At 67.2% G+C, this 23,392-nt stretch carries 21 protein-coding genes; all 21 read left to right on the plus strand.

Annotated elements, in window-relative coordinates:
- Positions 1-239: 239 nt before the first annotated feature.
- Complete coding sequence (locus BLR03_RS17415; RefSeq protein WP_091255180.1) at positions 240-605, plus strand: DUF3040 domain-containing protein; 366 nt, start codon at positions 240-242, stop codon at positions 603-605.
- 402 nt (positions 606-1,007) lie between these two features.
- On the plus strand, positions 1,008-1,436 hold the full coding sequence (gene mraZ, locus BLR03_RS17420; protein WP_090956633.1) for a division/cell wall cluster transcriptional repressor MraZ: 429 nt from the start codon (positions 1,008-1,010) through the stop codon (positions 1,434-1,436).
- Between the two features lie 209 nt (positions 1,437-1,645).
- Positions 1,646-2,644 (plus strand): 16S rRNA (cytosine(1402)-N(4))-methyltransferase RsmH, encoded by a 999-nt coding sequence (gene rsmH / locus BLR03_RS17425; RefSeq protein WP_091255116.1) that lies wholly within the window; start codon positions 1,646-1,648, stop codon positions 2,642-2,644.
- A complete protein-coding gene (locus BLR03_RS17430; protein WP_091255118.1) occupies positions 2,641-3,381 on the plus strand; it encodes a cell division protein FtsL in 741 nt (246 codons plus the stop codon). The genes rsmH and BLR03_RS17430 overlap by 4 nt, the downstream gene beginning before the upstream one ends.
- A 41-nt stretch (positions 3,382-3,422) precedes the next feature.
- Positions 3,423-5,225, plus strand: coding sequence for a peptidoglycan D,D-transpeptidase FtsI family protein (locus BLR03_RS17435; protein ID WP_091255119.1), 1,803 nt, complete (start codon positions 3,423-3,425; stop codon positions 5,223-5,225).
- A gap of 148 nt (positions 5,226-5,373) precedes the next feature.
- Positions 5,374-7,059 (plus strand): UDP-N-acetylmuramoyl-L-alanyl-D-glutamate--2,6-diaminopimelate ligase, encoded by a 1,686-nt coding sequence (locus BLR03_RS17440; RefSeq protein ID WP_091255120.1) that lies wholly within the window; start codon positions 5,374-5,376, stop codon positions 7,057-7,059.
- A 6-nt stretch (positions 7,060-7,065) separates the two neighbouring features.
- Complete coding sequence (gene murF / locus BLR03_RS17445) at positions 7,066-8,661, plus strand: UDP-N-acetylmuramoyl-tripeptide--D-alanyl-D-alanine ligase (protein ID WP_091255121.1); 1,596 nt, start codon at positions 7,066-7,068, stop codon at positions 8,659-8,661.
- On the plus strand, positions 8,658-9,767 hold the full coding sequence (gene mraY, locus BLR03_RS17450) for a phospho-N-acetylmuramoyl-pentapeptide-transferase (protein WP_091255122.1): 1,110 nt from the start codon (positions 8,658-8,660) through the stop codon (positions 9,765-9,767). Before murF ends, mraY begins: the two co-directional genes overlap by 4 nt.
- Complete coding sequence (gene murD / locus BLR03_RS17455; protein ID WP_091255123.1) at positions 9,749-11,350, plus strand: UDP-N-acetylmuramoyl-L-alanine--D-glutamate ligase; 1,602 nt, start codon at positions 9,749-9,751, stop codon at positions 11,348-11,350. Before mraY ends, murD begins: the two co-directional genes overlap by 19 nt.
- Positions 11,351-11,352: 2 nt before the next feature.
- Positions 11,353-12,888: a putative lipid II flippase FtsW gene (gene ftsW / locus BLR03_RS17460; RefSeq protein ID WP_091255124.1), complete on the plus strand. Its 1,536-nt coding sequence runs from the start codon at positions 11,353-11,355 to the stop codon at positions 12,886-12,888.
- Positions 12,889-12,897: 9 nt separating this feature from the next.
- On the plus strand, positions 12,898-14,037 hold the full coding sequence (murG, locus tag BLR03_RS17465) for an undecaprenyldiphospho-muramoylpentapeptide beta-N-acetylglucosaminyltransferase (RefSeq protein ID WP_091255125.1): 1,140 nt from the start codon (positions 12,898-12,900) through the stop codon (positions 14,035-14,037).
- Positions 14,038-14,041: 4 nt separating this feature from the next.
- Positions 14,042-15,442, plus strand: a complete 1,401-nt coding sequence (gene murC / locus BLR03_RS17470) for a UDP-N-acetylmuramate--L-alanine ligase (protein ID WP_091255127.1) — start codon at positions 14,042-14,044, stop codon at positions 15,440-15,442.
- A complete protein-coding gene (locus BLR03_RS17475) occupies positions 15,435-16,388 on the plus strand; it encodes a cell division protein FtsQ/DivIB (protein ID WP_091255128.1) in 954 nt (317 codons plus the stop codon). Before murC ends, BLR03_RS17475 begins: the two co-directional genes overlap by 8 nt.
- Before the next feature lie 342 nt (positions 16,389-16,730).
- On the plus strand, positions 16,731-17,948 hold the full coding sequence (ftsZ, locus tag BLR03_RS17480; protein ID WP_091255129.1) for a cell division protein FtsZ: 1,218 nt from the start codon (positions 16,731-16,733) through the stop codon (positions 17,946-17,948).
- A 114-nt stretch (positions 17,949-18,062) separates the two neighbouring features.
- The gene (locus BLR03_RS17485) at positions 18,063-18,848 is read left to right on the plus strand and encodes a laccase domain-containing protein (protein ID WP_091255131.1); all 786 of its coding nucleotides are present in this window, start codon (positions 18,063-18,065) and stop codon (positions 18,846-18,848) included.
- Positions 18,841-19,641, plus strand: a complete 801-nt coding sequence (locus tag BLR03_RS17490) for a YggS family pyridoxal phosphate-dependent enzyme (RefSeq protein WP_091255133.1) — start codon at positions 18,841-18,843, stop codon at positions 19,639-19,641. Before BLR03_RS17485 ends, BLR03_RS17490 begins: the two co-directional genes overlap by 8 nt.
- Positions 19,642-19,728: 87 nt before the next feature.
- Complete coding sequence (locus BLR03_RS17495) at positions 19,729-20,259, plus strand: cell division protein SepF (protein ID WP_091255134.1); 531 nt, start codon at positions 19,729-19,731, stop codon at positions 20,257-20,259.
- A 137-nt stretch (positions 20,260-20,396) separates the two neighbouring features.
- Entirely contained in the window at positions 20,397-20,684 is a 288-nt protein-coding gene (locus BLR03_RS17500) for a YggT family protein (RefSeq protein WP_091255135.1), read from the plus strand.
- Between the two features lie 187 nt (positions 20,685-20,871).
- Positions 20,872-21,576 carry a DivIVA domain-containing protein gene (locus tag BLR03_RS17505; protein WP_091255137.1) on the plus strand — a complete coding sequence of 235 codons (705 nt, stop codon included), beginning with the start codon at positions 20,872-20,874 and terminating at the stop codon, positions 21,574-21,576.
- A gap of 180 nt (positions 21,577-21,756) precedes the next feature.
- Positions 21,757-22,371, plus strand: a complete 615-nt coding sequence (lspA, locus tag BLR03_RS17510; protein ID WP_091255140.1) for a signal peptidase II — start codon at positions 21,757-21,759, stop codon at positions 22,369-22,371.
- A gap of 7 nt (positions 22,372-22,378) precedes the next feature.
- Positions 22,379-23,353, plus strand: a complete 975-nt coding sequence (locus BLR03_RS17515) for an RluA family pseudouridine synthase (RefSeq protein ID WP_302846600.1) — start codon at positions 22,379-22,381, stop codon at positions 23,351-23,353.
- Positions 23,354-23,392 lie beyond the last annotated feature (39 nt).

A 23,392-nucleotide genomic window follows, 5' to 3' on the forward strand; every position in this document is an offset into this window, starting at 1 on the left:
GCCTTAAGACTGTCTTTCAGAACGGGCCGCAACAATCTATCCTTATTAATACCTAGGGTTTAGGACGACTGGATCGATCGTTGGGGTGACGACCTCGCCGCCTGAGGCCGGCACGGGACTTTTGAGTCGCCCCTTTCACCAATGGCGGTGAACGGGAACCACTTCGGAATCCCGGGCGTTAGGGGTTTAGGGCAATGGCCACGTCAAGTCCCGACGTTGGCAGACTTGAGGAGGTCGTGATGCCGCTCTCGGAGCACGAACAGAAGTTGCTTGAGCAACTTGAGAAGCAGCTGAATGAGGACGATCCCAAATTCGCCAGTTCGATGGGATCCGTCTCGGGCCGCTCTTGGTCCACCCGTCACCTCGTCATCGGAGTGCTCGCGACTCTCGCGGGCGTCCTGTTGTTGCTGACGGGAGTCTGGACGCAAATCATCCTCGTCGGCGTAGTGGGATTTGTGGTCATGGGCGCCGGTGTGTACTACGCCACGATGCGTAGTACGGGTGTTGGCAAGGGCAGGGGCGCCGGCAAGAAGGGCAAACCCAGGAGCTCGTTCATGAGCAATCTCGAGCAGCGCTGGGACGAACGGCACCGGGGAGAATCCTGAACTGCTCCAAGAGGGCTGCGTAGGCCCTCCACTTTCCGCCACCGGTCTGCGGGCGGACGGCGAAAGACCCGCTTCGGCGGGTCTTTCGCCATTTAAAGCGGCAATTTCCGGGTGGCCGGGATGCAAAACGGGCGCCCGGGAATTGTTTCGGGCCGGAGCCAGGCCTGTGGCCTTAATCTCCACCGCCGACGGAGGTACTCGGAGCAAAATTCCTCCACTTTCCCCCACCAATCTTGTTTCCCTGCAAATGCTGGGAAGAAAGGGGATAAACATCCGCATATTTGTGCAAACATCCCGGGCGTGTCGTTGACTGTGGAGCGATGTGGAGTAATGTGGAGGGCGTAAGAGGGTAGTGGCAGCACAGGGGACGTTGGGCTTCCTAGAACAGACGGGCGGTGGGCCGTGTTTCTCGGCACACATTCGCCACGTCTGGACGAAAAAGGTCGAATTATCCTCCCCGCGAAGTTCCGTGAGGAACTTGCCAGCGGGCTGGTTCTCACAAGGGGCCAGGAACGTTGCATCTACGTCTTCAGTGAGGCGGAATTCGGCCGGGTTCACGAGCAGATGCGGGAGGCTCCAATTTCCTCCAAGCAGGCACGTGACTACATCCGTGTTTTCCTCTCTGGAGCCTCGGACGAGGTACCTGACAAGCAGGGGCGCGTGACGATTCCGCCGGCGCTCCGGGAGTATGCAGGTCTTGGCCGGGAACTCGCCGTCATCGGCGCAGGATCCCGTGCGGAGATCTGGGACGCCCAGGCATGGAGTGAGTACCTGGCCGAAAAGGAAACCGCCTTCTCGGAAACCGACGACGCCATCCCGGGGATTCTCTGAACCCCCAACAGACCCGCAGTTCACAACGTTCCTTGATCGAGATCTCCAGCCGCCCATCCGGTTGTTGTCCTGGCTCACTTCCCCGGAGCCAGGCCGGCGCAGGGTAGGCGCGGATGGGGATCTGGACCAAGGAACGTTGTGTAAGAGCCGCAATTGGCAACGAGCAACTAGCAACGCGCAACCAAGAAGGTCAACGAAAGGACGAAGGTATGACTGACCCCGACCAGGCGAAGCCTACGTCCGAACGCCATGTGCCGGTCCTCAAGGACCGGTGCATCAATTTGTTGGCCCCCGGCATCGAAGCTGCCCGGAGCCGCGGCGAGACCCCGGTGGTGATCGATGCGACGCTTGGCATGGGCGGACACTCCGAGGCCCTCCTGCAGCGCTTCCCGGACCTCCACCTGATCGGCATTGACCGTGACGAGGAAGCCCTGGCTCTGGCGGGGGAGCGCTTGGCGCCTTTCGCGGACCGGACCGACCTCGTTCACGCCGTCTACGACGAAATCCCTGACGTCCTTGAGGATCTGGGCTTCGAGGAGGTCCACGGTGTGCTCATGGACCTGGGCGTCTCTTCCCTTCAACTGGACGAGCGGGAGCGTGGTTTCGCCTACTCGTTCGACGCACCCCTGGACATGCGGATGGACACCAGCCGCGGCCAGACCGCCGCTGACGTCGTCAATAACTACAGCGAAGAAGACCTCGTCCGGATCATCCGGAAATGGGGCGAAGAAAAGTTTGCCGGCCGCATTGCGAACAGGATCGTGGCCGCGCGCGCCGAGAAGCCCTTCACCACCACCGGTGAACTGGTCGAACAGATCCGGTCCGTGGTGCCTTCCGGTGCAGCCAAGACCGGCGGCCACCCCGCAAAGCGCACCTTCCAGGCGCTCCGGATCGAGGTCAACGAGGAACTGGATGTCCTGGAGCGCGCCATCCCGGCTGCCATCAACGCCATCGCCCTGGGTGGCAGGGTCGTCGTCATGTCTTACCACTCGCTGGAGGACAAGATCGTCAAGGGGTTCTTCCAATCCGGTTCGAAGTCCTCTGCCCCGCTCGGCTTCCCGGTTGAGCTCGAAGAGCACAAAGCCGAACTAAAGACCCTCACGAAGGGCACCGAGGTGCCCACCCCCGCTGAAATCGCTGAAAACCCACGCGCAGCTTCCGCCCGGTTGCGCGCCGTCGAACGCATCAAAGCCAGGAGAGCAGCATGAGCAACGCCGCCGTCAACAGCTACCCCGTTGCCCAGGGCGCCACCGCCCGCGCCCTGCCGGGCCTCCGACCCGGCCAAGACCAGACCCGGAAGTCGCGCACTCCGCTGTCGGTGGTCCGCTCCTCACCCCGCAAGCGCCGTGCGCCGTTCGTGGTGCTCTGTTTCGGCTTCCTGGCGATTGCTCTTATGGCCGTGCTGGTCCTGAACATCTCCGTCTCCTCCGCCCAGTACCAGCTGGTCCAGCTCCGCAGTGAGCAGACCACCCTGACGAAGCAGAACCAGGACCTGACCCAGCAGGTGCAGAACTTCGACGCCCCGCAAAACCTCGCGGCCAAGGCCACCGAGCTGGGCATGGTGGCTTCCCTTGCGAAGGGCCAGATCGACCTCTCCACCCTCAGCGTCACCGGCAAGGCCAAGCCGGCCGTCAAGGGCGATGCCACCGGTGCCGTCATCGCCGCACCGGCGGTTGCCGGGCAGCCCACGGTCGTTCCGCCGGTCTCGGACAAGGAACCCCTCGCCCAGCGCAAACCGGCTGACACCAAGACGACGGACGGAAGCCCGGCTGACACCAAGACGGCCGATGGAGCCCCGGCTGACACCAAGACGGCCGATGGAGTCCCGGCTGGCGCAGCTCAGGCACCGGCGGGTGGGGCGGCCGCACCCGCCGCACCGGCTCCGGCCGTGGAACTCCACGGAGGCTCGGTTCCGGCCCCCGCACAGAAGGTTCCCGGACAGTAACGTTCACTGACCACCAGCAAGGCAAGCAGCAAGGATTCAACGTGGCGCAGAACTCCGGCAAGGCAAGCAAGGCGAAAGCCCCAAACGCCACCCGGCGGCTCCGCATGGGACTCGGCATCATGCTGACGCTGCTGCTGGTGGTCGGCGGGAAGCTGTTCATGGTCCAGGGGCTCGATGTCGGGGGCATGGCCGAGGCCGCCCTCAATAACCGCCTCACCTCCGTTGAGCTGCCCGCCGAGCGCGGCAGCATCCTCGATTCGTCCGGCACAGTCCTGGCCAGCAGCGTCATCCGCTACAACATCGTGGTGGACCAGACCGTCAACACCAAGACCGATTCCTTCCGCCGGCTCCAAACGGTCAACGGCAAGGACGAACTCGTCACAGTCACCCGGGACCAGGGCATCTCCGAACTCGCGTCCGTGCTGGGCATGGACCGCGATGCCCTGCGCGATGCCCTCACCGGCACCAGGCGCTACTACATTGTGGCCAAGGACTTGAAACCCGATGTCGAAGACAAGATATCGAAGCTGCAGATTCCCGGCATTGTCGCCGAAGGCACCAGCAAGCGGGTCTACCCCAACGGCTCCGTGGCCGGCGGGATCGTCGGGTTCCTCCAGGACGGCACCACCGGACAGGCCGGGCTCGAGCAGACCCAGGACGATATCCTCAAAGGCACGCCCGGCAAGCGCGTCTTCGAAATCGGTGCGGACGGCCTGCGTATTCCCGTCGGCGTGGACCAGTTGACGCCCGCGGTCAACGGCAAGGACATCAAGCTCACGCTGAACTCGGACCTGCAGTACTTCTCCCAGCAGGCGATCCAAAGCCAGAAGGACAAACTCGGCGCCGAGTGGGGCGTCATCGTTGTCTCCGACGTCAAGACCGGCAACATCATTGCCATGGCGGACACCGACGCCCCCGATCCCAACGACCCCGGCAAGGTCGGCCCCCAGGACCGCGGCGTCCGGGCCGTCACCGCCGCATACGAGCCCGGTTCCGTGGAGAAGATGATCACCGCCGCGGCCGTGATCCAGGAAGGCAAGTCCAGCCCGCTCGATACCTTCACGATTCCGCCGACCTACACCGTGGACGGGCAGACCTTCAGCGACGCGTTCGAGCACGGCACCGAGCAACGCACCCTGGCCGGAATCGTCGGCTATTCCATGAATACCGGCACCGTGATGGTGGGCCAGCGCCTGAGCAAGGACCAGCGCTATGACTGGCTGCGGAAGTTCGGCATCGGCGAGGCGCCGGACATCGGCCTGCCGGCGGAGTCCAAGGGCATCCTGACCCCGGCCGACCAGTGGGATGGCCGCCAGGAGTACACCGTCCTCTTCGGCCAGGGCGTCGCCCAATCCACCCTCCAGACCGTCCGGGCCTATCAAAGCATCGCCAACGACGGCGTGATGCTCCAGCCGAGGCTGATCGACAGCTACATCGACCCGGACGGGACCGAGGAAAGAGTCCCTGCCAAGGACCCGCAGCAGGTCGTCTCGAAGGACACCGCAAAGCAGGTCCGCGACATCCTGGAGAGCGCCGTGACCGAAGGTGAGATCAAGGAAGCCGCCATCGACGGGTATCGGGTGGGCGCCAAAACGGGTACGTCTGAATCGCCCTGCGACGACGGCAAATCGGGCTTTTGCGGCTTCACCGCCTCCATCATCGGAATGGCGCCCATGGACGATCCGCGGTTTATTGTGGAGGTGGTCCTGCAACGGCCCAAGGGAAGCATCTACGGAATCACCAACGGACCGGTGTTCCGTTCGGTGATGAGCCAGACGCTGCGCACGTTCAACGTCCAGCCCTCCACCGGCGAACCCGCCCGCCTGCCGCAGTACGCCAAGTAGCCCCTGTTCCACCCGGCACCCGGACGTCCCCGTCCGGCGCCACACCACAGTGCCTGCGGGGCGGAGCTCGTCTCCGTGCGCAGTGCCCGATCCAACAGTGCCCGATCCAAAAAGCGCCCGATCCACTAGCACCACAACGGAGATCCACTTGTCTGAGCTCACCGCCCCCGACGCTTCCGCGCCGTCCGGCCACGACGCCCCCCCGGGCTTCCGGCCCACTGCTGTTGCCGCAGTGCCGCTGGCAGCCATCGGTGAGGCGATCGGCGTCGTCGTTCCCGGGGCATCCAGCGCCGTCCCGGTCACCGGGATCTCCCTGAACTCCCGGGCGGTCCGCCCTGGAGACCTGTACGTTGCCCTGCCAGGCGCCACGCGGCACGGTGCCGACTTTGTGGCCGGCGCCGTCGACGCCGGTGCCGTGGCGGTGCTGACGGACGACGCCGGGGCGCGCCTGCTGGCGCTCTCCAACGACATCCCCGTCCCCGTGCTGCTCGCCGCCGAGCCGCGCACCGTGGTCGGCCCGCTGTCGGCGCTGATCTACCGGAGCCGGGCCGACGGCGCCGGCGCGCCGGCCCTCTTCGGGGTGACGGGCACCAACGGCAAGACCACCACGACGTACTTCATCAATGCCCTCCTGCGGGCACTGGGCAAGCGGACCGGACTGATCGGGACGATCGAGATCCTGGCCGGCGGCGAGCCGATCCCGAGCCTGCTCACCACCCCGGAATCCACGGATGTGCACGCCCTGCTCGCCCTGATGCGTGAGCGCGGGCTCGATGCCGCGTCCATGGAAGTGTCCTCGCACGCGATCTCCTTCCACCGCGTGGACGCCGTGGTGTTCGACGTCGCCGGGTTCACCAACCTCACCCAGGACCATCTGGACCTGCACGGGACCATGGAGGAGTACTTCCAGACGAAGGCCACGCTGTTCACCCCGGAACGCGCCCACGCCGCCGTCGTGACCGTGGACGATGAGTGGGGCCGCAGGCTTGCCGCCGCCGCAGGCATCCCCGTGACAACCCTCGCCACCAGCACGGCCCCGACCGGCGGCCCGACCGGCGGTACTGCAAGCGGTCCCGCGGACGCCGGCTGGACCGCCGATTGGACCGTGGTCCGGACCACGCCGCGGGGACTCGGCTCCGACTTCGTCCTCCGCCACCGCGACGGCACCGAGCTGCGCGTCCACACCGGCCTGCCAGGAAGCTTCAACGTCGCCAACGCAGCCCTGGCCACCGTCATGGTGCTCGCCGGTGGCCACGAGCCCGCCGCCGTGCAGGCCGCCCTCGACGCCGGCGACCCCTTCACGGTGGCCGTGCCCGGCCGGATGCAGCTCGTGTCCACGGCCCCGGCGGCCGTGGTGGACTTCGCCCACAACCCCGACGCCCTGGAACGTGCCCTCGAGGCCGTCCGGTCCCCGGAACCGGGGTCCAAAGTGATCATCGTCTTCGGCGCCACCGGGCAGCGTGACCAAAGCAAGCGGCCCGCCATGGGGGCCATCGCGGCCCGGCTGGCCGACACCGTGATTGTCAGCGACGACGACCCTCACGACGAGGACGCGGCGGCCATCCGCCAGGACGTCCTCGCCGGCGCCCTGAAGGCCAAGGACAGCGAAGGCCTGGACTGCACCGTCCTGGAGGTTTTCCCGCGCGACGCCGCCATCCTGAAGGCCGTGGAGCTCGCCGGAGCCGGGGACACCATCCTCGTCGCCGGCCGGGGCCACGAAGTCTGGCAAGAGGTCAAGGGCGTCAACCTGGCCCTGGATGACCGGGTGGAGCTCCGGAACGCCTTGACAGCACGGGGATTCACCGTTCTTGAAGACCACCGGATAGAGTCCTAAACCGAGATGATTGCACTTACAGCGGCGGAAATCGCCGACATAACCAACGGCCGGCTGGCCGCGGAACCGGGCCTTACCCCCGCCTCCGTGGTGACCGACTCCCGCGAGGCCACGGCGGGTTCCCTCTATGTGGCCAAGCCCGGGGAGAGCGCCGACGGGCACGACTTTGTCGGCGCCGCCTTCGACCGGGGCGCCGTCCTCGCGCTCGTGGAGCGCGAGGTCGCCGACGCCGCCGGGACAAACTACCCGGCAGTCGTCGTCGAGGACGCTGTCCTTGCCATGGGCGCCCTGGCCGCTGAATCCGTCCGCCGGATCCGCGCCCACCGCGCAACCGCCGGCGCCGCGTTCACTGTGATTGGCATCACGGGATCGGCCGGCAAGACCACCACGAAGGACCTGCTGGCCGGCATCTTCGCCGCGTCCGATGCCGACGGCGCCACCGTTGCGCCGCAGGGGTCCTACAACGGCGAGGTGGGCGTGCCCCTCACCGTTTTCAAGGCCGATTTCGGCACCCGCTACCTCGTCATCGAGATGGGCGCCACGGGCATCGGCCACATTCGGTACCTCGCGGACATGGTCCGGCCGGAGATTGGCGTGGTCCTCGGCGTCGGCTCCGCCCACGCCGGAGAATTCGGCGGCATCGACAACATCGCCGTCGCCAAGGGCGAACTCGTGGAGGCGCTCCCTGCCGAAGGCACAGCCGTGCTGAACCTCGACGACGCCCGCGTCGCCGCGATGGCCGCCCGGACCCGGGCTCGTGTGCTCGGCTACACCTCCCGCCCCGCCGGCATAGGCCGGGACAACGGCAGCCAGCCGGACGTGGCCCCGTCCGATGTGGTCAGGGCCGAGGGCATCGAGCTGAATGCCGAAGGCCACCCCGAGTTTGAGCTCTACCTGCCCGGCGACAGCGCCCCGCAAGAACCAGCAGAGCACGGCACAACACAGCAGGCGATCACCCAGTACCACGTCAGCGCCAAGCTGATTGGTGCCCATCACATCGCCAACCTCCTCGCGGCTGCGGCCGCGGCGCACGCCGCCGGCATCCCCGGCGCGCAGATCGCCGCCTCCCTCAGGGCCCAGACCGCCGCCAGCCGGTGGCGGATGGAACGCACGGAGCGCCCCGACGGCGTGACCGTCATCAACGATGCCTACAACGCGAACCCGGAGTCCATGCGCGCAGCGCTGCGGACGCTGGCCGAGCTGGGCCGCGGCCGCCGCACCTGGGCGGTCCTGGGCGCCATGCTGGAGCTTGGCCCGGACTCCATCCGCGAGCACATGACGGTCGGCACCCAGGTGGTGCGGCTCAACATTTCCCGTCTCGTGGTGGTGGGCCGGGAAGCCCGCTCGCTCTATGTCTCCGCCGTCAACGAAGGCTCCTGGGGCGATGAATGCGTTTTCGCTGCGACTGCGGACGAGGCCTACGACCTTCTCCAGGCCGAGCTCCAACCGGGTGACCTGGTCCTGTTCAAGTCCTCGAACGGCATCGGGCTGCGCCACCTGGGGGATCGGATAGCATTGCCTCCACAAGCCCCCAGGACCTCTCCCGAGCGATCTGCTGAGGGACCTGCCGCAACCGCCACCGAAGGGAGGGCACAGCTGTGATTGCACTGCTGATGGGCGCTGGAATGGCGCTGCTCCTCGCGTTCGCGGGCACCCCGCTGTTTATCCGGTTCCTGGTCCGCAAGGGCTACGGACAGTTCATCCGGGACGACGGACCCACCTCGCACCACACCAAGCGCGGCACGCCTACCATGGGCGGCGCCGTCGTGGTCCTGGCGGTCCTCGTCAGCTACGGGCTGACGCACCTGGTCATGTGGATGATGAACCCGCACTCCCCGGGGCCGAGCGCTTCCGGGCTGCTGCTGCTGTTCCTCATGGTGGGCATGGGCCTGGTCGGGTTTCTGGATGACTTCATCAAGATCACCAAGCAGCGCAGCCTCGGACTGAACGCCAAGGCCAAGCTGATCCTCCAGGCGGCGGTCGGCATTATTTTTGCCATCCTGGCGCTGAACTTCCCGAATGCCGCCGGCCTGACGCCGGCTTCCACCCAGATCTCGCTGGTGCGCGACATCCCGTGGCTCAATCTGGCCTTCGCCGGCACGGTAATGGGCGCCATCCTCTTTGTCCTGTGGTCCAACCTGATCGTCACCGCCGCAACCAACGGCGTGAACCTCACCGACGGCCTCGACGGCCTGGCCGCCGGCGCCTCGGTCATGGTGTTCGGGGCATACACGCTCATGGGCATCTGGCAGAGCAACCAGGCCTGCGGCTCCCCGCGGCAGGCCGGCGGCGGCTGCTACTCGGTCCGCGACCCCATGGACCTGGCCCTGCTGGCAGCCATCCTCAGCGCGGCAATGGTCGGATTCCTCTGGTGGAACACCTCCCCGGCGAAGATCTTCATGGGCGACACCGGGTCCCTGGCCATTGGCGGCGCCGTCGCAGCCTTCGCCATCCTGTCCCGGACCGAGCTGCTGCTGGCCTTCATCGGCGGGCTCTTCGTCCTCATCACGCTCTCGGTCATCATCCAGGTGGGCTACTTCAAACTCACCAAGGGCAAACGCTTCTTCAAGATGGCACCGCTGCAGCACCACTTCGAACTCAAGGGCTGGGCCGAAGTCACCGTGGTGGTCCGGTTCTGGATCCTGTGCGGCCTGTTTGTCGCCGCCGGCCTTGGCATCTTCTACGCTGAATGGGTGGTGCTCCTGTGACCGGTCCTATCCCCGTCCCGCTCACCACTTCACCCAGGCTGCAGGAACTCACTACCTGGGACTCCGACTGGGCCGGCCTGCGCGTGGTGGTCACCGGGATCGGCGTCTCCGGCTTCGCCGCCGCAGACACCCTGATCGAGCTCGGCGCCCGGGTGGTGGTGGTTGACGCCGCCACGAGCCCCAAGGCGCTGGCCCAGGCCGACACCCTGCGGATCGTCGGCGCGGCCGACGTCCTGCTGGGCGAGGAGGCAGTGGAGTCCGTTCCGAAGATCGACGGGCAGAAGCCGGACCTGGTGGTCACCTCGCCGGGCTGGCGCCCGGACCAGGCCCTGCTCGCCGCCGCGGCGCGGGCCCACATCCCGGTGTGGGGCGACGTCGAACTCGCCTGGCGGCTCCGCGAACGCAAGGGCCGCAAGACGGCCGACTGGCTGACAATCACCGGCACCAACGGCAAGACGACGACGGTCGGCTTGACCGAGTCCATGCTCCAGGCTGCCGGGCTCAAGGCGATCGCCGTCGGCAACGTCGGGACGCCCATCCTGGACGCTCTCCGCGACCCCGTGGACTACGACGTCTTTGCTGTCGAACTCTCCAGCTTCCAGCTGCACTGGAGCCACTCGGTGTCGCCGGTGGCCAGCGTGTGCCTCAACGTCGCCGAAGACCACGTGGACTGGCACGGTTCCTACGCCTCCTACCTGGCGGACAAAGCCAAGGTCTACGAGAACACGCAGAAAGTCTGCATCTACAATGCCGAGCAGATCGAGACCGAACGCATGGTCGAGGATGCCGATGTTGTGGAGGGCTGCCGGGCCGTGGGCTTCACCACGCTGACGCCGGCCGTCAGCATGCTCGGCGTCGTCGAAGGGCTCCTGGTGGACCGCGCGTTCATCGCCGAACGTAAAGACAGCGCAGCCGAACTTGCCTCCACCACCGACCTCGGCCCGGTGGCTCCGCGTCACATGGTGGCCAATGCGCTGGCGGCAGCAGCCCTGGTCCGTGCCTACGGGGTGGAGCCGCAGGCGGTCCGCAAGGGCCTGCTGAACTACCTCCCGGGAGACCACCGGATCCAGCTCGTGGCCCGCCACGAGGGTGTGCTCTGGATCAATGATTCCAAAGCCACCAACCCGCACGCCGCCGCCGCGTCGCTGTCCGCATTCCACAACGTGGTGTGGATCGCCGGAGGCCTCTCCAAGGGCGTGAACTACGACTCCCTGATCCAGGAGCACGCCAACCGGCTCAAAGCCGTTGTCCTGATCGGTGCGGACTCCAGCGATCTGCAGTCCGCACTGAAGCGACACGCGCCGGATGTACCCGTGATCGTGCCGACGAAGGGCGAGACTGAAGACGTGCAGACTGCCGGAACGGCCAAAGCCGACGCAGGCCCTTCGCCGATTTTCAGCGAGACTGTGATGGCCCAGGCCGTTGCCGCGGCGGCGCAGCTGGCCGCCTCCGGTGACACTGTGCTGCTGGCCCCGGCGGCTGCTTCCATGGATCAGTTCTCTTCCTATGCTCACCGTGGCGATGCCTTCATCGAAGCTGTCCGCGAGCTCGTGGAAGGGCAGGCTCAGACCAGCGAGGAGTAACAATGGTCAGCACGCCCACACGTACGACGGCGGTTCGGCCCGCTGCCGGCGGGGCCGCCAGTGGCAAATCCGCCGGCAGCAGCGCCCTCCCGGTGGCCGCCGTCACTCCCGCAGCGAGGGTGCGGGCCTGGTACCGCCGATTCTGGTCCGCGCTGGAAGGCAACGGCAAGTCCCGCAACGGATCCACGTACTACCTGATCCTCGGCTCCACCCTGGCACTGACGGCGATCGGCATCATGATGGTCCTCTCCGCCTCCAGCGTCGAAGCCATCGCGGCGGGGGAGTCACCCTACTCCGCCGCGCTCAAGCAGGGCGGATTCGCCGCGATCGGCGTCTTTGCGATGTTTGTCCTCTCGCGCGTCAACGTCGTCTGGCTCAGGCGCTTCGCGTGGCCGGTCATGTTCCTGGCCATTGCCCTGCTGGGTCTGGTCCTCTTGGTGGGCCGCAGCGCCCTGGGCAACCAGAACTGGATCGACGTCGGCCCGTTCACCTTCCAGCCCTCCGAAGCAGCCAAACTCGCGCTGGCGCTCTGGATGGCCACGGTGCTAGACCGCAAGGCCAAGCTCCTCCACGAGTGGCGCCATGCCCTCATTCCCGTCGCGGTTCCGGGGGCTGCGGTGGTCCTCGGGCTCATCCTCGCTGGAAACGACCTCGGCACGGCGATGATCGTGATGATCATCGTGGCGGCCGCGCTGTTCTTCGCCGGCGTCCGGCTCTACCTCTTCGCGATTGCCGGTGCGGTGCTGGCCGTTTGCACGACGATCCTTGCCGTTACCAACCCGAACCGCATGTGCCGCATCCTGTCATGGACCGGCCAGACCTGCGCCGACGGCTCCGACCTAAACTACCAGTCGACCAACGGCCTGTACGGGCTCGCCTCCGGCGGCTGGTTCGGCGTCGGACTCGGCCAGAGCCGGCAGAAGTACAGCTGGATTCCTGAAGCCCACAACGACTTCATCTTCGCGATCATCGGTGAGGAACTCGGACTGGTCGGGACACTCGTCGTCCTGGTCCTCTTCGCCATCCTCGGCACCGCCATCTACCGCGTGGTCGTCGCACAGCACGATATTTTCCACCGCGTCCTGGCCGGCGCCATCATGGTCTGGCTCCTGGGCCAGGCGAGCGTCAACATGGCCGTGGTCACGGGGCTGGCGCCGGTGATCGGTGTTCCGTTGCCATTCATCTCCTACGGCGGCTCGGCCCTGCTGATGTCGCTGTGCGCCATCGGTGTCGTCCTCTCCCTGGCCCGGGCCCAGATGGACCCGGGCATGCAGCCCAAGAAGATGCTCAGGTTCGGCCCGGCCGCCTTCGCAAATTCGGTGCGGCGCGCCCGCGCCACCCGGGTGGCCACCAAGGCATCCAGCCAGGGCGCCGCGCGTCCGGCCGCGACGGCCGCCGGAAAACCACCCGCGAACGCTAAGCCAAGCAGCACCAGGAACCCGGCGCCGAGTGCACCCAAGAACCCTTCTCCCAAGAACACCGCCCCCAGGACACCCGTCCCCAAGACACCCGTCCCCAAGAACCGCACGAAAGCGTAACAGCCCTTCATGAACACTGAGTCGCCTTTGTCCGTGGTCCTTGCCGGCGGCGGAACCGCCGGTCATATCAGCCCGCTGCTGGCCATCGCCGGCGCCCTCCGTCAGTCCCGGCCGGGCGTGCAGCTCCTGGCCGTCGGCACCCCCGGCGGGATGGAAGCACGGCTGGTCCCGGCAGCCGGGTTGGATCTGGCCACGATCAGCCGGGTCCCGCTCCCGCGCAGGCCCTCCGTGGACCTGCTCCGCCTTCCAGGCCGGATGGCCGGCGCCGTGAAGCAGGCGGGCACCATCCTGGACGAGGCCGGGGCTGACGTCCTGGTAGGCGTCGGCGGTTACGTGTGCACGCCGATGTACCTGGCGGCCCGGCGCCGGAAGATCCCGATCGTGGTCCATGAGGCGAACACCCGCCCCGGCCTCGCGAACCGGGTCGGCGCCCGGCTTGGAGGCCACGTGGCGGTTGCCTTCGCCGCGACCAAACTCGGCCGCGCCCGCCACGTGGGCATGCCGATGCGCCCGGAGATCTCGGGCCTGGACCGCGCTGCTGCGCGGGCGGGGGCGCGGCAGGCGCTCGGGCTGGACCCGGACAAACCGACGCTGATCGTCACGGGCGGCTCCTCAGGGGCCCAGAGCATCAACCGGTCCCTCGCCGCGGCGGTCGGGGCCCTCGCCGAGGCCGGCGTGCAGACCCTGCACATCACCGGTCGCGGCAAGTCGGTGCACGACGCCGACGGCAAACCGCTCGAGGCTGCCGGCTACCGGCAGGTCGAATACGTGGACGGCATGGAAACCGTGTACGCTGCGGCGGACCTGCTGCTGGCCCGGGCCGGCGCCGCCACGGTATGCGAGGTCGCCGCCGTGGGAGTCCCCGCCGTCTTTATCCCGCTGCCCATCGGAAACGGCGAGCAGGCACTGAACGCCGCGGACCTGGTGGCCGCCGGAGGCGCCTTGATCGTGGACGACAAAGCATTCTCCGCTGACTGGATCCGCGACAACATCATCCCCCTGCTGCTGGACAAGGACAGGCTGGCCCGGATGGCCGCCAGTTCCGAAAGCCTCGGCATCCGGGACGCAGACCGGCGCATGGCCGATCTCGTCCTCGAGGTTGCGACGTCGAATCAGCACAGCAGGAACCAGCACAGCAGGAAGCGGTAAAGCTATGACCCAGCCCCAACACGGCACGCGTTCCCTGGCATCGCTCGGCCGCGTGCACTTCATCGGCATCGGTGGCGTCGGCATGTCCGCCGTCGCCCGCATCATGGTGGCCCGCCGCATCCCGGTGAGCGGCTCCGACGCGAAGGCGCTCCCGGTCATGACCGACCTCGCAGCCGCCGGTGCCCGGATCGCCGTCGGTTACGCGCCCGGCAACCTTGGCGACGCCCAGACAGTGGTCGCGGGCTCAGCGATCCGGCCCGACAATCCGGAACTCGTCGCCGCCCGAGCCGCCGGGATCCCCGTGCTGCACCGCTCCGAGGCCCTGGCCGCCACCATGGCGGACGACACCGTGGTGGCGGTCGCCGGGACCCACGGAAAGTCCACCACGACCTCCATGATCACCGTGCTGCTGCAGGGTGCCGGACTGGACCCGTCCTTCGCCATTGGCGCGAACGTTCCGGCCCTCGGCGTCAACGCGGCGCACGGCACCTCACGGATCTTCGTGGCCGAAGCGGACGAGTCCGACGGTTCCTTCCTGAACTACCGCCCGGCGATCGCCGTGGTGACCAACGTCGAGCCGGACCACCTGGACTTCTACGGCACCGCGGACGCCGTCTATGCCTCCTTCGACAGCTTCACGGCCCTGCTGCCCGCGGACGGCGTGCTGGTGGCCTGCGCGGATGACCCCGGCGCCAGAGCCCTCGCCGAACGCACAGCGGCCCGCGGCAACACCCGTGTGGTCCTGTACGGGACGGCGGCGGACGCCGCTGTCCGGCTGCACGAGACCGGACCGGGCCGGATCGGAATTACGACGGCGGCGGGCACCTTCGACGTCGAACTCCAGGTTCCGGGCCGGCACAACGCGCTCAACGCCGCCGCAGCGTTCGCGGTGGCGATCGAACTCGGCGTCGCGCCGGAAACCGCTGCCGGGGCACTCGCGCACTTTTCCGGCGCCTCGCGCCGCTTCGAGTTCAAAGGGGAGGGGCGCGGCATCCGCGTCTACGACGACTACGCCCATCACCCGACGGAAGTCCGCGCAGCCTTGTCCGCCGCTCGGTCCGTGGCCGGGCAGCACAAAGTCCACGTGCTCTTCCAGCCCCACTTGTTTTCCCGGACCCGCGAATTCGCCCGCGAATTCGCCGAGGCGCTCAACACGGCGGACACGGCCCTGGTCCTGGACATCTATCCGGCCCGGGAAGATCCCATTCCCGGCGTCACCAGCGGGCTGATCGCCGAACACCTGGGCTCCGGCGGCAGCCTCGTCGGCCCCGGCGCGGAAGCCGTGCAGGCGGTGCTGGCGGCCGCTGCGCCGGGGGACATCGTGCTCACGGCCGGCGCGGGTGACGTCACGGCCTACGGGCCGCAGATCGTCGATGCCCTGACGGTCGAGGCCGCCGGTGGCTAGCACGAGGCGCCCCACCTACCGGGGCGGGACCAATGCCTCCGGGCCGAATGCCTCCGGACCCGGTTCCCGGCCGCCGTCCGGCGGGGCCGGCACTGACGTCATTTCGGCGTCCAAGAGCGCCGGCGACACGGCGGGCGGATACGCGCCGAAGCCGCAGAACCCTAGGAATCCTCAGAACCCGCAGTCCCCCCAGAGCCCGCAGGGCATGCCGGACACCGGCTCAGGCAAGGTGCTGTCCTTCCCGGAGCCCAAGGGCAAACGGCGCAAACGCATCCTGCTCAGCACCATTGGCATCATCGCCGTGCTCATCGCCGGGATCGTCGCGACCGCCGTCTATTCGCCCGTGCTTGCCCTGCGGACGGTCACCGTCGAGGGCACCAGGCTGTTGGGTGCAGATCAGGTCCAGGCCGCCCTGGCGCCGCTCCAGGGCAAGCCACTGCCGCAGATCAGCGAGAACGACGTCGTCGCACTCCTGAAGCCGCTGGTCCAGATCAAGGACGTCAGGGTGAAGGCCTTGCCGCCCTCCACCCTGCAGGTGCACGTCACCGAGCGCATTCCGGTGGCCCTGGTCAAGCAGGGCGACACGTTCCAGCTGGTGGACGTGGACGGCGTCCAGCTCAGCACCACCAAGGATCCAACCTCGGTCTCGCTCCCGGTGATCGACGGCGGCAGCGGCACCTTGCCCAAGGACCTGTTCCAGGCCATCACCGCGGTGCTGGGAGCACTGCCGGCGGATGTCCTCGCACGGCTCTCCAACGCCTCCGCCCCCTCCGCCGACGCGGTCGAGCTCAGACTCGTCGACGGGCAGACGATTGTCTGGGGCAACGCGGGGGAGAAGGAGCTGAAAGCGCGGGTCCTCGCAGCCCTCCTGAAGGTCCCGGCAGACCCTGCGAATCCCGTGAAGGTCTACGATGTCAGCGTCCCCCGGCACCCCGTCACGCGATAGCCAGCCATCGCTTCCGCCGCGGTGCGGGACCAGTCCGGGGTCCGTTCGGGCAAGTCCGGCCGCGGTCCCGGCTGCCCGGCACGGTTCCGGTGACGGCGGGAATCCGGCCGAAGGGACGCCCAGGAGACGTCCAGCACCCGGCAGGACTACATACAGGGGCTATTTGCCCGGTATTACCGCGACACGCGGCCCCGGTTATTGAATGTCCCCGGCATAGGAAATACCGTCACAGACATGAGTTACTTGACATAACTATAACCTTCAACTCGAAGGTTAAGGTTCAAAGCTTCAAGCACCGCTCGATCAGTTTTCGCATTAGTACACGAACAAGGGACACGTAACGTGGCAGCTCCGCAGAATTACTTGGCCGTCATCAAGGTCGTCGGCATCGGCGGCGGTGGCGTGAACGCAGTCAACCGCATGATCGAGGTCGGTCTTCGCGGCGTCGAATTCATCGCCATCAACACCGATGCCCAGGCATTGTTGATGAGCGATGCCGACGTCAAACTCGACGTCGGGCGTGAACTGACCCGTGGACTCGGTGCTGGCGCGAACCCTGAGGTTGGCCGGCAGGCTGCTGAGGACCACGCCGATGAGATCGAAGAGGTCATCCGGGGCGCAGACATGGTCTTCGTTACCGCCGGCGAGGGCGGCGGCACCGGCACCGGCGGCGCGCCCGTCGTAGCCCGGATTGCCCGTTCCCTCGGCGCCCTGACCATCGGCGTCGTGACGCGTCCGTTCACCTTCGAAGGCCGCCGCCGGGCCGGCTCCGCCGAAGCCGGGATCGACGCCCTGCGCGACGAAGTCGACACGCTCATCGTGATCCCGAACGACCGTCTGCTCTCCATCAGCGACCGCAACGTCTCCGTCCTGGACGCGTTCCGCTCCGCCGACCAGGTCCTGCTCTCCGGTGTCCAGGGCATCACCGACCTCATCACCACCCCGGGCCTGATCAACCTCGACTTCGCCGACGTCAAGTCCGTCATGCAGGGCGCCGGTTCCGCGCTCATGGGCATCGGTTCGGCCCGTGGCGAGGACCGGGCCGTCAAGGCCGCGGAGCTCGCCATCGCCTCCCCGCTGCTCGAAGCATCGATCGACGGTGCCCACGGCGTCCTGCTGTCCATCCAGGGCGGCTCGGACCTCGGCCTCTTCGAAATCAACGAAGCAGCCCGCCTGGTCCAGGAAGTCGCCCACCCCGAGGCCAACATCATCTTCGGCGCCGTGATCGATGACGCCCTCGGCGACGAGGCACGCGTCACCGTCATCGCCGCCGGCTTCGACGACGTCAAGGCCACCTCGCCGTCCATGGACCAGTCCCTGCCGGCCGCGCCGCAGCGTCCCACGTCCGCGGCCCCGGCTCCGGCGCAGGCACCCGCCTCCGCCCAGGTCCAGCCGCTGCACGCCACCGTGGGCGCTTCCGGCTACGGCGGCTGGGGCCAGCAGCGTCCCTCCGCGGTACCGGCCGACTCAGGCTTCGACGTCGACCTCCCGGCCGTCGTGGAGCCGGATCTGTCCGGCCGCCACTCCGATGACCTGGATGTCCCCGACTTCCTCAAGTAAATCGTTCGGCTTCAGCATGGCACTGCCGTACGGCGGTGCCATGCTGCTTTTCGCCGGGTTACGGTGGATCGTATGAACGCAAGAATTCCTGACATGTTGACGGCGGTGGTCTGATTGTTTTCCTGGCAGGCTGAAGTCCGGCCCGGCGTGTGGGTGGCCTTCACCGACGCCGGAGCCGGGAACCTGGCACTTCACGTTGGCGACGACCCCCGCGCGGTCCGCCGCCGGCGCAAGGAGCTCGAGGCGGCCGCGGGACTCGGCGGGCGCGTCTTCCGGTACATGAACCAGGTCCACGGCGCTGACGTCGCCACCATCAGCGGCGGCACCGCCACGGGCGATGCCCGCCCCGCGGCAGCGGACAGCAAATCGGACACCGCAGCGGACGAACCGGCCGCCCCCACCGCCGACGCCATGGTCTCCCTGACCGAGCCGCTGGCGGTCATGGTGGCGGACTGCGTGCCGGTGGTACTGGTCGGCGACGGCCCGGCCGGCGCCCCCGCCCTTGGGGTAGTCCACGCCGGGCGCCCCGGGGTGGCCGCCGGAGTGGTGCCGGCCGCCGTCGCACGCCTGCGTGAGCTCGGCGCGGACAGCATCAGCGCCTGGATCGGCCCGTCCGTCTGCGGCCGCTGCTACGAGGTCCCCGACGGTCTGCGCTCCGACGTTGCCGCGGCCGTCCCCGCCACGTGGTGCACCACCTCCACCGGCACGCCGGGCCTGGACCTGCCGGCAGGCGTCCGGAGCCAGCTGGAGGCAGCGGACGTCGCGGTGGAATACTCCGGGGGCTGCACCCTTGAGGACGGGAACCTTTTTTCCTACCGCCGTAACCCCCACACCGGCCGCTTCGCCGGACTGGTGTGGACGGACACGACACACGGAAAGAGAGCGCAGGGCCATGACTGAGCCGGTCGAGGGCCAGGTCGCAGGGCCGGCTGGCCGTCCGGGGGAAATATCGGGGGAGAACCGTGACGACGTGCTGGAGGGTCCCCGGCTGCTTCAGCTTGAGGCCAACCTTTCGGCCGTCCGCCGCAGGATCGACGCCGCCGTCGCGGCCGCGGGCCGGCAGTCGACGCCGCCCCGCCTGATTGTCGTCACCAAGTTCCACCCGGCCCAGGACGTCCGGCGGCTTGCTTCGCTGGGGGTCACCGACGTCGGGGAAAACCGGGATCAGGAAGCCGCGGGGAAGGCAGCGCAACTGGAGGACCTCGGCCTGAACTGGCACTTCATCGGCCAGCTCCAAAGCAACAAGGCCAAGTCCGTGGTGAGATACGCCGGGGCCGTGCACTCCGTGGACCGGGCCGGCCTGGCCACGGCCCTGGCCAAGGCGATGGCGGTCGAAAGCGATCGCACAGGGCGGCCGCCCCTGGAGTGCTTCATCCAGGTCAGTCTTGAGGACGACGCCGGCGTGCACCGCGGCGGCGCAGCCCCCGACGACGTTCCCGCACTGGCCGAACAGCTGGCCGGCGCCGCGGGACTCCGGCTCGCGGGCGTCATGGCCGTGGCCCCGCTCGGTGCGGACCCGGCAGCCGCCTTCGAGAAACTGGCCGGCATTTCCGGGCGGTTGAGCGAACAATTTCCGGAAGCCGCGGGAATTTCCGCCGGCATGAGCCAGGACCTCGAGCAGGCGATCCGGTTCGGGGCGACACACCTGCGCATTGGCTCCGATATTCTCGGTCCGCGTCCGGGCCTGCGGTAAGTTCGACGTATTGGAAGGTATCGGCGGGGATTCCAAGGCTGTCTAGTCATTAAGCGGCCCGCTTACGGACAAGATTAGGAGTCGAGCATGGCTGGCGCTCTGCGCAAGACAATGATCTATCTTGGGCTCGCCGACGGCGACGAACACTACGAGTCTGAGCACCCCACACCGCACAAGGATGAGGACGAATCCATGGAGCAGGACCGCGAGGAACGACGTGCGCCCGCGCCCGTCCGCGAGGTCCCCCGGGAAGAGCCTTACGCCGCTGAAGAGGAATATCGCGCACCTGTGACACCCATCAAGCGTGCGGCATCGAGCCGCGAAGAGACCACCGGCCTCCGGCAGATCACCACGATCCATCCGCGGTCTTACAACGACGCCAAACTCATCGGCGAAAGCTTCCGCGACGGCATCCCCGTCATCATGAACGTCACCGACATGGGCGAAGCCGATGCCAAGCGCCTCGTGGACTTCTCCGCCGGCCTTGTTTTCGGCCTCCGCGGCAGCATCGAACGGGTGACGAACAAGGTCTTCCTGCTCTCGCCGTCGTACATCGAAGTCATTGGCGATGACAAGAAGGTCAGCGAGACGCAGGCCAGTTTCTTCAACCAAAGCTAGAGACGGTAATTCCGCACGGATGCCAGGCGGGGACACCCGCCTGGCATCCGTGCGGAATTATTCGTGTTGAAATAGAAGCGGTACTTTCCTTAGGACACTGCGGTATCCGGAATGAACATGGAGATATGAGTTAGCTCATGGGAATTGTTTTCGGGCTCGTCTATATCGCACTGTTGCTTTTCTTCGTGGCCCTGATCATCCGCCTGGTTTACGACTGGGTACAGATGTTCGCCCGGAACTGGCGGCCGCGCGGTATGGCGCTCGTCGCTGCCCACGCCGTGTATTCGGTCACGGACAAGCCCCTCGGGCTCCTGCGCCGGCTCATCCCGCCGCTCCGGCTGGGCGGTGTTTCGCTCGACATCGGGTTCCTGCTGCTGTTCGTTGTCGTGAGCCTGGCGATGGGGATCGTGAAGAGCCTGGTGTAGGCCCGGCCGACCGCAGCATAAACAGCCGCCGCGGCCACGCAGGCGACTGACCCGGGCCAAGGCCCGAACTGCTAGAAACTCCGGTTTGACACTGCGGTGTTGAATTAGAGGAACCAGACCATATTTAGGTACCGTAGTTTTGACGGCCGGAAGGCCTACTGACTAACTAGACCAACGAGGTGACCAGATGGCTTTGACGCCAGAAGACGTTGTCAACAAGCGCTTTCAGCCGACCAAGTTCCGCGAAGGCTACGACCAGGACGAGGTAGATGACTTCCTGGACGAGATCGTCGTCGAACTCCGGCGCCTGAACCAGGAGAACGACGAGCTCCGCAAGAAGCTCGCCGAACTCGGCGCCGGCACGCCTGCCAGCTCCGCAGCCGCCGCCCCCGTGGTGGAAAAGGTCCCGGCGCCCGTCAAGGCCGAAAAGGAAGACGCCGCCAAGGCCGAGGCCGAGGCCAAGGCAAAGGCGGCCGCTGAAGCCGCCAAGAAGAAGGAAGCCGAGCAGGCCGCCAAGGCCGCCCAGGCAGCCCAGGCAGTCGAACCGGCCCGCAGCGCGGTCACCCCGGCTTCCGAGTCGGCCGCCGGCCTGCTCGCCATGGCGCAGCAGATGCACGACAAGCACATCGCCGACGGCGAGCAGCAGCGGGACAAGATCATCGCTGAAGCACAGATCGAGGCCAGCAGCCTCGTCAACGATGCTCAGGAAAAGTCCCGCAAGATCCTGGGTGCCCTCGAGCAGCAGCGCTCCGTGCTGGAGCGCAAGGTCGAACAGCTGCGCGGCTTCGAGCGGGACTACCGCTCACGCCTGAAGGCCTACATCGAGGGCCAGCTGCGTGACCTCGATGCCCGCGGCTCCGTTGCCGCCGCTGAGGTTGGCGAAGCGAACTAAGGCAAAAGCCAAGTATTCTGAAAGTCGGTGGCTGAGGACTCCTCGGCCGCCGGCTTTTCATTTTGCTGCACTGTTTCATTCCTGCACTGTTTCTTCCTGTACGGTGCCGCCACCGGTTCCGGTGCCGGCATGCCGGGGCCCATACCCCGGTCTCCGTACTGGCTCCCGAACGAAAGCCCTATGACTGACGCACCATCACCAGACGCCACGCAGCCCGCTGAGGCCGCACAGCCCACTGAGGCCGCACAGCCCACTGAAGCCGCACAGGCCGTGCATACCCGGCCGCGCCGGGCGAAGCTGTTTGTCCTGTTCGCTGCCTTCGCGGTGTTCGCGTACGTGTTTGACCAGCTGACCAAGCTCTGGGTCACCACCACCATGACAGAGGGCGAGCGGATCCCCGTGTTTCCGCCGCTGCTGCACTGGTTCTACATCCGCAACTCCGGGGCGGCGTTCTCGATCGGCGAAAACGTCACCTGGGTGTTTACGATCATCATGGCGGCGGTGTCCGTCGCGATCCTGATGCAGCTGCGCAAGCTTGGCTCGCTCTGGTGGGCGCTGGCGCTCGGGCTGCTGCTCGGCGGTGCACTGGGCAACCTGACGGACCGGCTTTTCCGCGAGCCGTCTTTCGCGATGGGCCATGTGGTGGACTTCATCCAGCTGCCGAACTTCGCGATCTTCAACATCGCCGATTCCGCCGTCGTCTCCGCCGTCGTGATCATCTGTCTGCTCACGCTGCGCGGGATTTCGCTGGACGGCTCGCGCCACACGAAGGATGCGGTGGCCAAGGATGTCTGACCCGGAGATGTCTAGCCTCGAGAGCCCGGCCGGGGAGCCCGGTTCTGAGCCTGCAGGATACCGGCAATTCACCGTCCCGGAGGACCTGGCAGGCGCCCGGGTGGACGCAGGCTTGTCCAAAATGATGGACATCTCCCGCTCCCAGGCTGCTGTCCTCATCGCCGAAGGCAATGTCAGCAGTAACGCCAAGAGGGTCGGGAAATCCCTCAAGCTCACCGCCGGCACCGTGCTCGACGTCGTGGTGCCGGACCGCCGGGACCCCCTGGAAATCGTGGAGGAAGTAGTGGACGGCCTAAAGATCCTGCTGGACGATGACGAGTTCGTTGTCATTGACAAACCGGTCGGCGTGGCGGCCCACCCCTCGCCCGGTTGGGTAGGCCCCACGGTGGTGGGAGGCCTCGCCGGACTCGGCTACCGGATTTCGACGTCGGGCGCCCCCGAACGCGCCGGGATCGTCCACCGGCTCGACGTCGGCACGTCCGGCGTCATGGTGGTGGCCAAGACCGAAAACGCGTACACCGTCCTCAAACGGGCCTTCAAAGAACGAACCGTGGACAAGGTATACCACGCCGTCGTCCAGGGCCTGCCGGACCCGCTGGCGGGCACCATTGACGCCCCCATCGGCCGCCACCCCGGCCACGACTGGCGGTTCGCCGTGATCGAGGACGGCCGTGACTCCGTCACCCACTACGAGGTCCTGGAAGCCTTCGGGAAAGCCTCGCTCGTGGAGGTGCACCTCGAAACGGGCCGCACCCACCAGATCCGCGTGCACTTCTCCGCGTTGCGCCACCCCTGCGCCGGCGACCTCACCTATGGCGCGGACCCGCGGCTGGCCGCCACCCTGGGACTGACCCGGCAATGGCTGCACGCCCGGTCACTGTCCTTCGATCACCCGCGGACGGGGGAGCGGGTCACCGTGACCAGCGAGTACCCGCAGGATCTGAAGTATGCCCTCGAGGTCCTGGAGTCCGGGCAGGCCTGAGCCCCGCCGTCGTGGCTGCACGCCGCCGCCGCGGCACGG

Source organism: Arthrobacter sp. ok909 (genome assembly GCF_900104405.1).
GTDB lineage: Bacteria > Actinomycetota > Actinomycetes > Actinomycetales > Micrococcaceae > Arthrobacter > Arthrobacter humicola.

Excerpts from the sequence above, each read along its gene's own strand:
- BLR03_RS17415 (WP_091255180.1), top strand. The coding sequence starts at position 240 with ATGCCGCTCTCGGAGCACGAACAGAAGTTGCTTGAGCAACTTGAGAAG.
- rsmH (WP_091255116.1), top strand. The coding sequence starts at position 1,646 with ATGACTGACCCCGACCAGGCGAAGCCTACGTCCGAACGCCATGTGCCG.
- BLR03_RS17430 (WP_091255118.1), top strand. The coding sequence starts at position 2,641 with ATGAGCAACGCCGCCGTCAACAGCTACCCCGTTGCCCAGGGCGCCACC.
- murF (WP_091255121.1), top strand. The coding sequence starts at position 7,066 with ATGATTGCACTTACAGCGGCGGAAATCGCCGACATAACCAACGGCCGG.
- murD (WP_091255123.1), top strand. The coding sequence starts at position 9,749 with ATGGGTGGTGCTCCTGTGACCGGTCCTATCCCCGTCCCGCTCACCACT.
- ftsW (WP_091255124.1), top strand. The coding sequence starts at position 11,353 with ATGGTCAGCACGCCCACACGTACGACGGCGGTTCGGCCCGCTGCCGGC.
- murG (WP_091255125.1), top strand. The coding sequence starts at position 12,898 with ATGAACACTGAGTCGCCTTTGTCCGTGGTCCTTGCCGGCGGCGGAACC.
- murC (WP_091255127.1), top strand. The coding sequence starts at position 14,042 with ATGACCCAGCCCCAACACGGCACGCGTTCCCTGGCATCGCTCGGCCGC.
- BLR03_RS17490 (WP_091255133.1), top strand. The coding sequence starts at position 18,841 with ATGACTGAGCCGGTCGAGGGCCAGGTCGCAGGGCCGGCTGGCCGTCCG.
- BLR03_RS17495 (WP_091255134.1), top strand. The coding sequence starts at position 19,729 with ATGGCTGGCGCTCTGCGCAAGACAATGATCTATCTTGGGCTCGCCGAC.
- BLR03_RS17500 (WP_091255135.1), top strand. The coding sequence starts at position 20,397 with ATGGGAATTGTTTTCGGGCTCGTCTATATCGCACTGTTGCTTTTCTTC.
- BLR03_RS17505 (WP_091255137.1), top strand. The coding sequence starts at position 20,872 with ATGGCTTTGACGCCAGAAGACGTTGTCAACAAGCGCTTTCAGCCGACC.
- lspA (WP_091255140.1), top strand. The coding sequence starts at position 21,757 with ATGACTGACGCACCATCACCAGACGCCACGCAGCCCGCTGAGGCCGCA.
- BLR03_RS17515 (WP_302846600.1), top strand. The coding sequence starts at position 22,379 with ATGTCTAGCCTCGAGAGCCCGGCCGGGGAGCCCGGTTCTGAGCCTGCA.